Raw genomic sequence first — 11,673 nt, 5'->3', positions numbered from 1 at the left:
AGTTAAGGCTCTGTCATTCTGCTTTCGTCGTTTTGTCCAAGTTGTTGCAGCAATGCCCGGTCCAATTCGAGTAGTGCGCGTTCGATGGCTTTGCAGCATTCGGCTATTTTTTCTGGATGGAAATTGTCTCGGCAAGCGGTTTCGAGCACCTCACAGGTGTCGATCAATCGAGAGGCCTGAACGATTCGGGCGGCGCCTTTGATTTTGTGCGCAATGTCGAGAAATGCCTGCGGGTCCGAGGAGTTCGACAGCCCCAGCAAACCTTGTCGGTCCAGACGGTTGCTGTTCAACAGCTCGCTCAACAGGCGTCGGTTCAATATCGGATTGCCTCCTGTCATCAGTTCAAACCCTTCCAGACTGAAGGCCGGGCCGTGGTCCGCAGGCTCCATGCCTTCAACCCAACGGCTCAAGGCGGTCAGGGTCAGCGGTTTGAACAGGCAGTCATCCATCCCCGCTTGTTTGCAGCGTTGAATCTCTTCCGGTTGTGCATTGGTGTTGGTGTCGACGCTGAATTGACCCAGTTACCGAGATGCCACTGACCCAGTCTGATTTCTCGCGAACCATTTCCTATGCTGGATTTCTGCCGATTGGAGTTGGGTCAGTCTTGCGTCGGCACGTAGGTCAATTCGGCGTCGGCGCCAACATCGGGGTGTCTTCACCAGCGTGGCCGAACTGAAAGCGGCTATTCGTCAATTTATCGAGGCCCACAATGACCTTTCGGCTAAGCCCTTCAAGTGGAACAAGACGGCTGAATCCATCATTAGCTCTGTAAACAAAGCAAAGCTGGGAGCGATAAAAAATAAGTTATTGAATTAACCGCTCAGGACACTAGTCCGCATTCGAAACACTTCAATCTAAGTAAATCTTTAAACGAGGTGAACCGATGCACGGCAGGCTGAAGATCAGCGCCGCAATTTGGACACGTCAGCGTACACGGGCCCACTTCTAGCATTACAGCCACCACTCTCTGGTTCGTTTCAGATATTAAACGATATCTGGAGCCTCTAACTTTGAGAAAAATCAACAAGCTGTCGCATCAGGTCACGGAGGGCGGCGCCTGACTGGCCCCTATTTTCGCTCGTGACGATAACACCGTCACCAACCCAGCCGAGATCAATCTTGACCGCGGCTCCTGGCCGTTTTCCGCCCGTGGTGACCGACCGAAAACTACCCTCACCGAGAAAGCAGGGGTGTTATTAGCACAATGGTCGAGGTGATATTTTCAGTTGCCGATAGCCTCTACCTGATCGTCTCGGTTGGTGAGGAAATCGTGGCCCGGATGAAAGGTTTCATTTTTATTTTTAATGATTTCGGTTTCATTTTTAATGAAAGATGACGCCGTAACTTTCAAGCAGGCATTGAGTTGCTCTTAGCTGAAAGGGATGATCCTCCACCAGCAAGATGCGCAGATTATCTTTGATCATAATATTCACGCTTATTTTTATCGAACAAAGTGGATGTGATTGTTTCGTGGGAAAGCCGGATAAAACGATCAGCTCACTCGACATTAGCTGTAGGGGAATTCAGCGGGCATTGAACGCTGTTGAGATTGTCGGGGTGAATCGGCCATTACGGATGGCGTAATGGCTGATCAACCGGGTCTTGTCAGTGACTGGAGCGGCCGGTCATTTCCAGGGCCATGTCGCTGGCGTAGCTATCGGTCATGCCGGCGATGAAGTCGATCATGCGCAGGAACGATGTGTGTAAGGAACCCTGCGGATCGGGTGCACTATTGCCCAGCAGATCCAGAACCCGACGGCTCTTGAAGGACGGTGTTCGCCCATTGTGCTGCTCCAGTGCTGCTCCGCAGAAAGCGTTGAGCAGAATTTCCAGCGTGGTGTAGGCGCCGATTTCGTGCAGGGTCTTGCGTTTGTCCTGGAAGATTTTCTTGCGTGCCATGTCCTTGGCGTTCAGCACGCAGCGTTTCGCCGGGCCATGCATGTGCTCTACCAGGTCGCCGTGCAGGGTGCCGGCCAGCAGCGCGTCCTGTTGTTCGACAAAGGCCCGGGCCGCGGCATTGGTCAAATGTTCGATGGCTTTGCCTCGCAGGATCGCCAGTTTGCGCCGACGCGAATCCTGCGGGCCGAGTTGACGATAGGTTTCCGGCAGGTCATCGCCCACCAGGTCCAGCAACAGAGACTCGACTTCGGCGTATTCCAGCAACTCCATTTCCAGGCCGTCTTCGAGATCGATCAGCGCATAGCAAATGTCATCGGCCGCCTCCATCAGATACACCAGCGGATGTCGCGCCCAGCGTTGCTCCTCAAGTTGCGGCAAGCCGAGTTTATGAGCGATTTGCTCCAGCAGCGGCAGTTCGCTTTGATAGCAACCGAATTTGTGTTTTTTGTATCCCAGCGAGTCAGCGTGCCTGGCCGTCCACGGGTACTTCAGATAAGTGCCCAGGGTGGCGTAGGTCAGCCGCGTGCCGCCGTCGAACTGGTGGTACTCAAGCTGCGTCAGTACCCGAAAGCCCTGGGCGTTGCCCTCGAAATTGAGGAAGTCGTTACGTTGCGCTTCGCTCATTGCGTCCAGCCAGCCACGGTCGGCGGCTTGCTGGAACCAGTGGCGAATTGCATCTTCGCCGGAGTGCCCGAACGGTGGATTGCCGATGTCGTGGGCCAGGCAGGCCGATTGCACCACCATTCCCAGGTCACTCGGTTCACACCAGTCGGGCAGGGCGCCGCGGATGGTTTCGCCGACACGCATGCCCAGCGAACGGCCGACACAACTGACTTCCAGGGAGTGAGTCAGCCGTGTGTGGATATGATCGTTGCTGGAGACCGGGTGAACCTGGGTCTTGCGCCCGAGGCGGCGAAACGCTCCCGAAAAAATAATGCGGTCATGGTCCTTGTGAAAAGGGCTGCGGCCGAGTTCTTCCGGACTGTGCAGCGGTTTTCCAAGGCGTTCGCGGGTAAGCAGGGTGTGCCAATCCAAGGCGGGGCTCTCCGTCAGGTCACTGTTTGCTTAAGCTTCCCGGTTCGCATCGGGACCTGCAAGTGGAACCGGAGGGCGTTTTCAATGAGTTTGCGTGGCGTGCCGGAGATAACAAAGGAGATCACTAGAGCCCGACGGCATCGATATCGATGAGCAGCAAGCGTTCCCCATTGTCGAAGAATTGCCCGGCGGTAAGGCAATACTGGTTGCTCGTGGCGTCACGGTAAGTATTGGAAAGGGTAAGCCGCCGCTCCTCCCAGCCTTCGGCCAACAGATGATAGAAGTAGGGGCGCCATGACCAGTTATGGCCCAGATAGCGATTGTCGGCAAACCAGCCGTTATTGCGCCATTCAAGGTTGGGTGTCAGTTGTGTGCCATGCCGGTCACATTGATAGAAGCGTAAAAGCCAGGGGAAAGCATTCAATTGCGGCAAGGCGCTCAGCGGGGCGCGGGTTTGCGCCCAGGCTTGCAGGATTGACATCAGTTCGTTGAGTTGCTGGCGCATGATCATCAGGCGACCGCGTTCGGCGAGCTTCTGCTGAACATAGCGTTGACGCAGTTGTGCGAAGCGTTCGACAAAGGCTTCGGTGTCAAAAAAATCCTCCTGCGCCCTGGCAAACAGAAAACCCTGCACGTAGCGGGAACCGCATTCCAGGGCAAAATTCAGCTGGGCTTCGGTTTCCACTCCTTCGGCGATAATCCAGCAACCGGTTTTCTCGGCCATCAATGCCAGCGCCTTGACCACGTCGGTGCTTGGGCCGCCCAGTGCTGCCGCCTGAAACAGACGCATGTCGAGCTTGAGAATGTCCGGTCGCAGGGCGAGGACGCGATCAAGTTGAGAGTAGCCCGCACCGAAGTCGTCGATCGCGATACGCGCGCCAGCCTGCCGGTAACGCGCCACCACTTGCGCCAGGCGCTGGATATCGCCGCCGAGCTCGGTGATCTCGAAAACGATTCGTTGCGGATCGATCCCGTGCCTGTTCAGTTGTTTCAGGCTTGGCAGCGGCTGGTCCGCGCGCAGGCGGCTGATCCAGCGCGGGGAAATGTTCAGGCTCAGAAACCATTCGGAGGGCGCCTCGTGCAGACGACCCAAGGCGTTATCACGTATTTGGCGATCCAGGCGGCGCAGGGCGATGGCATTTGTTCGCGGATCGGCGAACAGGGGGCCAACCGAAGCCAATTGACCGTCGGCCTGACGCAGTCGACCCAGTGCCTCTACACCCGCGATACGGCCGGTAGCGGTATCGATGAACGGCTGAAAGCAGGCGAGCGGTTGCCCGTCGATCACAAAGCCTCCTTAGTAGATCTTGTTTTTGGATTAAACCTGGCTACCGGATAGGCATGCAGGGTTGAACCCCTCGATAAAGAGGTTCATCCCACGGGCGTTGCAAGAATGCAGCCAGATAGCGACTGCTCAGTGTTTACGCGATGAGCCCTGCAGGACCAACTTGATCAGGGGACCCAAAGTAGTGCCAAGCCGAACCAACCGGGTCAGGCTGTCCAGTCCGCCGCCGTTTTTGGCGCCCTTGCCGGTCAGGAAACCGATCAAGGTCACGGCCGCTACGCCCCAAAGCGGTGCGTGTTTGATGCCGAAGCCGTCCTGCAGGTTTTGTGTCATGCCACGAACACGCTGCAGGGGTTGCAGCAGTTGCGCGGATTCGTGGCGGATTTCCTGGCGATGCATTTCCATGCGCAGGCGAATCAGTGCCTTGCGCATTTCTGTGCGCGAGCTGTTTGGAGGCAGTTCAGGCAGGCTCATGGCAGCAGGCGCTCCCGATCATTGGCCAGTTCTTCCAGAGTGCCGTGGAAGGGGGAGGATTCATCGAAGATCGCCGCTTTCAGGCGCAAGCCACAGAAGACGGCTGCCAGCGCGTAAAAGACGCAGAGCCCAATGATGGCCGCGAGACGATAGGTGTCCCAAAACAGAATGAGCACCAACGTCGACAGTCCCACCAATAACAGCAGGGCGAACACCAGCGCCAGGCCTGCAAACAGCAGCAGGCTTACGGTGCGGGCCTTTTGTTCCTGCAGTTCGATGCCAAACAGTTCGACATGACTATGCAGCAAGCCAAGAAATGCAGCACCCAGGCGCCGCGGCGAGGAGCTTTGTCCTGTTTCGGACGAGTCGGATTCACCGATTGCCATATCAGCGCCGGGTCGCCAGCAGACCAATCAGAAAGCCCACGCCGGCCGCGATCCCGACCGATTGCCATGGGTTGGCCTGGACATAGTCCTCGGTGGCGGTGACGGCTGCCTTGCCGCGATCGCGCAGGGAGTCTTCGGTCAGCCTCAGGGTCTCCCGTGCTCGCAGCAGACTGTCGTGGATCTGGTCGCGCAACTCGTCAGCCTGATCACCGGCCAGGGAAGCGGTGTGCTCGAGCAACCGTTCGGTGTCGCTGACCAGTGTCTGAAAATCGCTCATCAGGATTTCTTGAGCAGTCTTTGCCTTGATGCTGGCCATTGGTGATCTCCATAAGTGGCTTCTGAAACGTTCGAGTATGAGCCTTGCGGGAAGGTTCAGTACAAATGACTGGTACAACTTTTGCTGTGTCGTGGTGCGCCGGCCAGCGCCATTGCGCTGTTGCCGGGCATGATTCCAGTAAAACCTTAACTCAAACAATCAAAACCCGCGCAATTGTCCCGGTCGAGATTGACCTTGACGAACTCCCATGCGCCAAAGCGGTTCATCGGGAGTGACTTGTTGGGGTTCGACAGGTCACAACTTGGTGCATGGATTGCCCGCGCGAACTGCTTTGGTGCTTTTTTTCAGCCTTAAGGTCTGCCAAATCCATGGAAAATCTGCAAAGCGCTGTGGACAGCCTGGTCCATAGCTCCAACACGTTGTTCATTCTGATCGGCGCAGTCATGGTTCTGGCCATGCACGCCGGTTTCGCCTTTCTGGAAGTCGGAACGGTTCGGCAAAAAAACCAGGTCAACGCGTTATCGAAGATCCTTAGCGACTTCGCCGTTTCGACCCTGGCTTACTTCTTTATAGGCTATTGGATTTCATACGGCGTCACTTTCATGCAACCGGCAGCGGTGATCAATGTCGATCACGGCTACGGCCTGGTGAAGTTTTTCTTTCTGTTGACCTTTGCCGCGGCGATCCCGGCGATCATTTCCGGGGGGATTGCCGAACGCGCCCGGTTCGTTCCGCAGTTGTGCGCAACCGCACTGATCGTGGCATTCGTTTATCCCTTTTTCGAGGGCATGATCTGGAACGGCAACTTTGGCGTTCAAGCCTGGTTGCTGGAGCGCTTTGGCGCAGGTTTCCATGACTTTGCCGGTTCGGTGGTCGTGCATGCCATGGGTGGTTGGCTGGCGCTGGCGGCGGTGCTGTTGTTGGGGCCGCGCAATGGCCGTTACCGCGAAGGGCGCCTGGTGGCCTTCGCGCCGTCGAGCATCCCCTTCCTGGCGTTGGGCTCATGGATCCTGATTGTCGGCTGGTTCGGCTTCAACGTGATGAGTGCGCAAACCCTACAGGGCGTCAGCGGGCTGGTAGCGGTGAACTCGCTGATGGCCATGGTCGGCGGGACCATGGCGGCATTGATCGTCGGGCGCAATGACCCGGGCTTTCTGCACAATGGTCCGTTGGCCGGCCTGGTGGCGATCTGTGCTGGCTCCGATTTGATGCACCCCGTGGGCGCGCTGGTGACCGGTGCCATCGCCGGGGCACTGTTTGTCTGGGCTTTTACCGCCGCCCAAGGCAAATGGCACATCGACGATGTCCTGGGGGTCTGGCCCTTGCATGGCTTGTGTGGCGTCTGGGGCGGAATCGCCTGCGGGATCTTCGGCCAGAGTGCATTGGGTGGGCTCGGTGGGGTGAGCCTGGTCAGCCAGTTGATCGGCACCGCGTTGGGTGTCGTCGTGGCTCTGGCGGGCGGCTTCGGGGTCTATGGCCTGATCAAGGCACTTCATGGTTTGCGTTTGAGCCAGGAAGAGGAGTACTACGGGGCGGATTTGTCGGTACACAAGATCGGCGCCGTCAGCCAGGATTGAGGCTTTCGTGATTCTCGTTCCGGCACAGAGGATTCAGCGGCTCGACGGCTTTTGGGGGCAGGCCTAGAATAACCACTTAATTTTTTCGGTTGATCGCCCATGCTTCCTGAATGTCAGCTGTTCGGCACCCTTGGGTGCCACCTCTGTGAAGTGGCCGAAGCCATGCTGATGCCTTTTGTCGAGAACGGTCTGCTGATTGAACTGGTGGACATCGCTGACGACGAAACCTGGTATGAAGCCTACAGCCTGCGTATACCGGTATTGCGACGGGTCGATACCGGTGCGGAACTGGGTTGGCCCTTCAGTGCCGACGAAGTCGTGGCGTTCTTGCGTTAGACGATTTTTCAGAGTGGCCGTGTCCCGCCTGTCGAACTTTGCGATGGATCCCCTTGGCTTAACCGATGCGATTCGGATACTGTATGCGTATACAGTTATCCGGATTGCCGACCTGTTTCCACTGGAGTCAGGGTTTGAGCAACGAGTCCGGGCGTGAGAGGGATGCATCATGGTCAATGTCGAACAATTGAAAAGCAGCGTGAACCGGATGTCGGTGGACGTGGTACGCGAGGCTGTCCTCGAACTGCGTCTGGATGGTCTGGTGACGGAAGGCAAAACACCCTTCAACAAACTGCATTTCAACACCTGCTTCGCAGAAATCGAAGCCTTGTTTCAGCGCGCAGGCTTTCACCGGCAACTGGACGTTGTGGGCTATCAGGGCCTGTTGTATGCGCTCTACGACCCGGCGCGCTGGGAAGCCGTCGATGTATTGCGCTGGCTAAAGGAGTACACCGAGGCCGCAGCGCGTTTGCAAGTCACCGCGTGAGGAATCTCTTCTAGGCTCGTTCCCGCCTCTGTCGGATAATGCCCGTCTGCATTGAGGGTCAGAACTTTCGTATGTCCACTTCATCTTTTTCGGCTGCACATAGCCAGGCCAGCACGCTGTATTTGCCGCCGGGCCGGTGGCAGACCGTGCTCGATTGCCTGTGCGAACACTTCAGCGCCATAGGCCGCGATCAATGGCTGGACCGAATTGCCCGCGGTCGCGTGCTCGATGGGCAAGGGGCCCCCATCACCGTTGATCTGCCTTACAGGGAAGGTCTGCGAATTCACTATTTTCGTGAAGTGCCGGACGAAAAAGCCATCCCGGTGGTTGAGTCGATTCTGTACGCGGATGAGCATCTGGTGGTGGCCGACAAGCCGCATTTTCTACCCGTGACACCGGCGGGGGAATATGTGGAGCAGACCTTGCTGAGACGGCTGATCCGTCGTCTGGATAATCCGCATCTGGTGCCGTTACACCGAATTGACCGGCATACGGCGGGGCTGGTGTTGTTTTCAGCCAATCCTCAGAGTCGTTCGGCGTATCAGTCGTTGTTCCCGACACGGCAGATTGAAAAGCGCTATGAGGCCATTGCCCCGGCATTGCCTGAACGCTCATTTCCCTTGGTTCACAAGAGCAGACTCGTTGATGGCGAGCCATTTTTTCGCATGCAGGAAGGGCGGGGTGTCAGTAACACCGAGACGGCTGTCGAGGTCAGGGAAAAGAATGCTGAACTCTGGCGTTACGGACTTTACCCGGTGACGGGCAAGAAGCATCAGCTGCGGGTGCACATGATGGCGTTGGGTGCGAGCATTTGTAACGACCCGTTTTATCCCCGGGTGCTCAAGGACGTCGAGGATGACTACGCCAATCCGTTGAAACTGTTGGCCCAAGGGCTGAAATTTGTCGATCCGGTTACGGGGCAGGAACGAGAATTCGAGAGCGCCATCACCCTGCAATGGTGATGCTTGGAAAAAGTATCGAATTAAAGCGTCGCTCTACATTCAGTCGATAAGGCCTCGCGATCGTGGCTTTCAACGACTCTAATCACGCAACCCTGGCATTCTGATTCGGATACGAAAATGCCCCGATCAATCGGGGCATTTTTGTGTATCCGGTAGTCGTTCTGCAGATTACAGCTCTTTAACGGTACGAACCTGGTCCTTGTTGATGCGAGTCCGTTTGCCATCCAGTTGTTCGAATTCGTAGAAGCCCGAATCCTTGTCAAAGTGTGGCGTGTCGACGGCCTGGATTTCGCGACCGTCATTCAAGGTGATCACTGAAGGCGATGCGCAACCGGCGAGAGTGGCAAGGCCCAGTGCAAGCATGAAAGAGGCCAGGATCCGTTGAGTCATGAGTGTGTCTCCGAGAATGAATTCTTTTGGTTACTGAGCTTGAGACGTATGCAGAACGTGCAAGTTCCTTGGTCGGTTCAGTCTGGCACAGTGTTGTGCGTGCTTAACAGTTCTGGTGTGTTGAGATTGGCCAGTCGCGGATCATTATCGGGACACTGCAGTGCGGTAGCGCCCAGCTGGCGCATGAGGCGACCCGGGCTGCGCTCGCCATCCTTCCAGGCGTTCTCGAATTCAGCAAGAAGCGCCACGGGAATCACGCACAGCAAAGGCTCCCAGTGTTCGTCATGGCGCAACATCAAGGGTCTGTCGGGAAATTGATTGGCGGTTTCACGCATGCTGTTGAGCAGCGCTGCATCAATGCGTGGTACATCACAGGGCAGGACCAGCAGATGCGTATGGCGTGCGGCTTTCAGTCCCGCAAGAATGCCGGCCAACGGCCCGGGGAAGTCGCCTTCGTCGTCATGCACCAGTTGGTCCGCATAGGGCGCGTACTTTTCCAGGTTCCGGTTGCAGGAGATGATCAGGTCATCGCTCAGTGGCCGTACCTTACGGTGCAGATGTGCAATCAGCGGCTCACCGTGCCAGTCCAGCAAACCTTTATCCCGCCCGCCCATGCGTTGGCCGCGCCCCCCTGCCAGGAGCAGAATGGAGCAGGGTGGCGACTGATTCGAAGTCATGGCGGGTCTCCAGCTGACAGAGCGGGGCGGCGAAAAAATGAGGCGCTGTGATATAACACCGGGCTGTTTCTTCCACAACCGGACGAGCCTATGAAAGCCAAGGCTGATGTACCTTTCGCGCCGCTGAATATTGCGGTGCTGACAGTCAGTGATACCCGTACCCTGGAAACCGATACCTCCGGCCAGGTCTTCGTTGACCGCTTGACGGCTGCCGGCCATAACCTGGCGTCCCGGGTGTTGCTTAAAGATGATCTCTACAAAATCCGTGCGCAAGTCGCCAACTGGATTGCCGACGATGTGGTGCAGGTGGTGCTGATCACTGGCGGCACCGGTTTTACCGGCCGCGACAGCACCCCCGAAGCGGTGAGCTGCCTGCTCGACAAACAAGTCGATGGTTTCGGTGAGCTGTTCCGGCAAATTTCGGTAGCGGATATCGGCACCTCCACGGTTCAGTCCCGTGCACTGGCGGGTCTGGCCAACGGCACCCTGGTCTGCTGCCTGCCGGGTTCGACCAATGCGGTGCGCACCGGTTGGGACGGCATTCTTTCTGAGCAACTGGATTCGCGCCACCGCCCGTGCAATTTCGTGACTCATCTGAAACAGGCGGCACCCTGTGAATCCCGCGGGTAAGCCGGGCAAGACCGGCAGTCTGATGCCGGTCGAAGTGGCGCTGGCACGCCTGCTGGAAATGGCTGACGCCTCCAGGATTCAGGCGCGTGAGCGCTTGCCGTTGGCGCAGGTTCAAGGTCGTGTGCTGGCCGACGATTTGGTGTCGACGCTTGATCTGCCTCCGTGGCCCAACAGCGCCATGGACGGCTATGCCTTGCGCATGGCCGACTGGACCGGCGAGCCCTTGATGGTCAGCCAGAAGATTTTTGCCGGGCAGGCTCCAGAACCGCTGCAACCGGGCACCTGTGCACGGATCTTCACCGGTGCGCCTGTTCCTGCGGGAGCTGATTGCGTCGAGATGCAGGAGAACGCCGAGGTCCAGGCGGATCAGCGTGTACGCTTCACCGAAAGCATGTCCCTTGGACAGAACATCCGTCCGCAAGGCCAGGAAACCACCGTAGGTGAACTGATTTTGCCAGCGGGCACGCGAATGGGGCCGATCGAACAGGGCTTGGCTGCCTCACTGGGGTGCGCCGAGCTTGAGGTGATTCGCAAGGTTCGCGTTGCCGTGCTGTCCACCGGAGACGAATTGATCGAACCAGGGCAAGCGTTGGGGCCAGGGCAGATCTACAACAGTAACCGTGTTCTGCTCTGCAGTTGGTTGCAGCGGTTAGGCTGCGAAGTGATCGATGCCGGTATTTTGCCGGATGACCTGGCCACCACGCGCGCACGCCTTGGCGAGCTGAAGGATGTCGATCTGATTCTTTCAACCGGTGGTGTCTCGGTGGGGGAGGCGGACTTTTTAGGCATCGCCCTGCGTGAAGAAGGCGAGCTGACCCTGTGGAAGCTGGCCATCAAACCAGGCAAGCCGCTGACGTTCGGACACTTTCGCGGCGTGCCGGTGATCGGCTTGCCCGGTAATCCGGCATCGACCCTGGTGACCTTCGCCCTGCTGACCAGACCCTATCTCCTGCGTTGCCAGGGCGTTAAAGAGGTTGAACCCCTCAAGGTGCAGGTACAGGCAGGATTTGACTGGCCGAAAGCCGGCAATCGACGTGAGTATTTGCGTGGTCGCCTGGAGCTTGGCCGGGCCATCATCTACAAAAATCAGAGTTCAGGTGTACTGCGCAGTGCCGCTTGGGCCGACGGACTGGTTGAGGTGCTGGAGGACCGTACGCTGGTCGCCGGTGACAGTGTGTATTTCATACCGTTTAGCGAAGTCCTGAGCTGACCCGGCGAGGCGTCTCATCACGCAAGCCCGGTTGATAAACCGGGTTTG

At 57.4% G+C, this 11,673-nt stretch carries 13 protein-coding genes and 3 pseudogenes; 7 read left to right on the top strand and 9 right to left on the bottom strand.

What is annotated here, in order from left to right; translation table 11 throughout:
* Window positions 1-2: 2 nt before the first annotated feature.
* Window positions 3-491, bottom strand: a pseudogene (locus F7R06_RS24525) (Hpt domain-containing protein); the annotation flags it as partial.
* A gap of 160 nt (window positions 492-651) precedes the next feature.
* Between F7R06_RS24525 and F7R06_RS24520 the strand changes: the two are divergent.
* Window positions 652-816, top strand: a pseudogene (locus F7R06_RS24520) (IS630 family transposase); the annotation flags it as partial.
* A 521-nt stretch (window positions 817-1,337) separates the two neighbouring features.
* Here the strand turns inward: F7R06_RS24520 and F7R06_RS31150 are convergent.
* The 6 genes and pseudogenes from F7R06_RS31150 to F7R06_RS24490 all read right to left on the bottom strand — a co-directional run.
* A pseudogene (locus F7R06_RS31150) lies at window positions 1,338-1,424 on the bottom strand (response regulator); the annotation flags it as partial.
* A gap of 181 nt (window positions 1,425-1,605) precedes the next feature.
* Window positions 1,606-2,934, bottom strand: a complete 1,329-nt coding sequence (locus F7R06_RS24510; protein WP_090318131.1) for a deoxyguanosinetriphosphate triphosphohydrolase — start codon at window positions 2,932-2,934, stop codon at window positions 1,606-1,608.
* Between the two features lie 124 nt (window positions 2,935-3,058).
* Window positions 3,059-4,222, bottom strand: a complete 1,164-nt coding sequence (locus tag F7R06_RS24505) for an EAL domain-containing protein (protein WP_090318134.1) — start codon at window positions 4,220-4,222, stop codon at window positions 3,059-3,061.
* Between the two features lie 126 nt (window positions 4,223-4,348).
* On the bottom strand, window positions 4,349-4,693 hold the full coding sequence (locus F7R06_RS24500) for a hypothetical protein (protein ID WP_090318137.1): 345 nt from the start codon (window positions 4,691-4,693) through the stop codon (window positions 4,349-4,351).
* Window positions 4,690-5,079, bottom strand: a complete 390-nt coding sequence (locus F7R06_RS24495) for a phage holin family protein (protein WP_090318143.1) — start codon at window positions 5,077-5,079, stop codon at window positions 4,690-4,692. Before F7R06_RS24495 ends, F7R06_RS24500 begins: the two co-directional genes overlap by 4 nt.
* Before the next feature lies 1 nt (window position 5,080).
* Window positions 5,081-5,395, bottom strand: coding sequence for an ElaB/YgaM/YqjD family protein (locus F7R06_RS24490; protein ID WP_090318146.1), 315 nt, complete (start codon window positions 5,393-5,395; stop codon window positions 5,081-5,083).
* 329 nt (window positions 5,396-5,724) lie between these two features.
* On the opposite strand from F7R06_RS24490, the gene F7R06_RS24485 reads away from it, so the two are divergent.
* The 4 genes from F7R06_RS24485 to F7R06_RS24470 all read left to right on the top strand — a co-directional run bounded on the left by F7R06_RS24485 (window position 5,725) and on the right by F7R06_RS24470 (window position 8,718).
* Window positions 5,725-6,933 carry an ammonium transporter gene (locus F7R06_RS24485; RefSeq protein WP_090318149.1) on the top strand — a complete coding sequence of 403 codons (1,209 nt, stop codon included), beginning with the start codon at window positions 5,725-5,727 and terminating at the stop codon, window positions 6,931-6,933.
* A gap of 99 nt (window positions 6,934-7,032) precedes the next feature.
* Window positions 7,033-7,269 carry a glutaredoxin family protein gene (locus tag F7R06_RS24480; RefSeq protein ID WP_090318152.1) on the top strand — a complete coding sequence of 79 codons (237 nt, stop codon included), beginning with the start codon at window positions 7,033-7,035 and terminating at the stop codon, window positions 7,267-7,269.
* A 169-nt stretch (window positions 7,270-7,438) separates the two neighbouring features.
* A complete protein-coding gene (locus F7R06_RS24475; RefSeq protein WP_090318158.1) occupies window positions 7,439-7,756 on the top strand; it encodes a transcriptional regulator in 318 nt (105 codons plus the stop codon).
* Between the two features lie 71 nt (window positions 7,757-7,827).
* Window positions 7,828-8,718, top strand: a complete 891-nt coding sequence (locus F7R06_RS24470; protein ID WP_090318161.1) for a pseudouridine synthase — start codon at window positions 7,828-7,830, stop codon at window positions 8,716-8,718.
* Between the two features lie 168 nt (window positions 8,719-8,886).
* Here the strand turns inward: F7R06_RS24470 and F7R06_RS24465 are convergent, their stop codons facing one another.
* Window positions 8,887-9,108 (bottom strand): YgdI/YgdR family lipoprotein, encoded by a 222-nt coding sequence (locus F7R06_RS24465; protein WP_090318164.1) that lies wholly within the window; start codon window positions 9,106-9,108, stop codon window positions 8,887-8,889.
* A gap of 77 nt (window positions 9,109-9,185) precedes the next feature.
* Window positions 9,186-9,785 carry a molybdenum cofactor guanylyltransferase MobA gene (gene mobA, locus F7R06_RS24460; protein ID WP_090318167.1) on the bottom strand — a complete coding sequence of 200 codons (600 nt, stop codon included), beginning with the start codon at window positions 9,783-9,785 and terminating at the stop codon, window positions 9,186-9,188.
* Window positions 9,786-9,875: 90 nt separating this feature from the next.
* Between mobA and moaB the strand changes: the two genes are divergently transcribed.
* Window positions 9,876-10,415, top strand: coding sequence for a molybdenum cofactor biosynthesis protein B (gene moaB / locus F7R06_RS24455; protein ID WP_090318170.1), 540 nt, complete (start codon window positions 9,876-9,878; stop codon window positions 10,413-10,415).
* Complete coding sequence (locus F7R06_RS24450; RefSeq protein WP_090318174.1) at window positions 10,399-11,625, top strand: molybdopterin molybdotransferase MoeA; 1,227 nt, start codon at window positions 10,399-10,401, stop codon at window positions 11,623-11,625. Before moaB ends, F7R06_RS24450 begins: the two co-directional genes overlap by 17 nt.
* Window positions 11,626-11,673: the final 48 nt, after the last annotated feature.

Origin of the sequence: Pseudomonas moorei (genome assembly GCF_008801475.1) — a bacterium.
Lineage (GTDB): Bacteria > Pseudomonadota > Gammaproteobacteria > Pseudomonadales > Pseudomonadaceae > Aquipseudomonas > Aquipseudomonas moorei.
Note: the sequence above shows the minus strand (reverse complement) of the source record. Positions and strands in the feature narration are given on the sequence as shown.

Bases quoted from the DNA above. Each gene is read 5' to 3' on its own strand.
- F7R06_RS24500 (WP_090318137.1), bottom strand. From the start codon at position 4,693: ATGAGCCTGCCTGAACTGCCTCCAAACAGCTCGCGCACAGAAATGCGC.
- F7R06_RS24495 (WP_090318143.1), bottom strand. From the start codon at position 5,079: ATGGCAATCGGTGAATCCGACTCGTCCGAAACAGGACAAAGCTCCTCG.
- F7R06_RS24490 (WP_090318146.1), bottom strand. From the start codon at position 5,395: ATGGCCAGCATCAAGGCAAAGACTGCTCAAGAAATCCTGATGAGCGAT.
- F7R06_RS24485 (WP_090318149.1), top strand. From the start codon at position 5,725: ATGGAAAATCTGCAAAGCGCTGTGGACAGCCTGGTCCATAGCTCCAAC.
- F7R06_RS24480 (WP_090318152.1), top strand. From the start codon at position 7,033: ATGCTTCCTGAATGTCAGCTGTTCGGCACCCTTGGGTGCCACCTCTGT.
- F7R06_RS24475 (WP_090318158.1), top strand. From the start codon at position 7,439: ATGGTCAATGTCGAACAATTGAAAAGCAGCGTGAACCGGATGTCGGTG.
- F7R06_RS24470 (WP_090318161.1), top strand. From the start codon at position 7,828: ATGTCCACTTCATCTTTTTCGGCTGCACATAGCCAGGCCAGCACGCTG.
- F7R06_RS24465 (WP_090318164.1), bottom strand. From the start codon at position 9,108: ATGACTCAACGGATCCTGGCCTCTTTCATGCTTGCACTGGGCCTTGCC.
- mobA (WP_090318167.1), bottom strand. From the start codon at position 9,785: ATGACTTCGAATCAGTCGCCACCCTGCTCCATTCTGCTCCTGGCAGGG.
- moaB (WP_090318170.1), top strand. From the start codon at position 9,876: ATGAAAGCCAAGGCTGATGTACCTTTCGCGCCGCTGAATATTGCGGTG.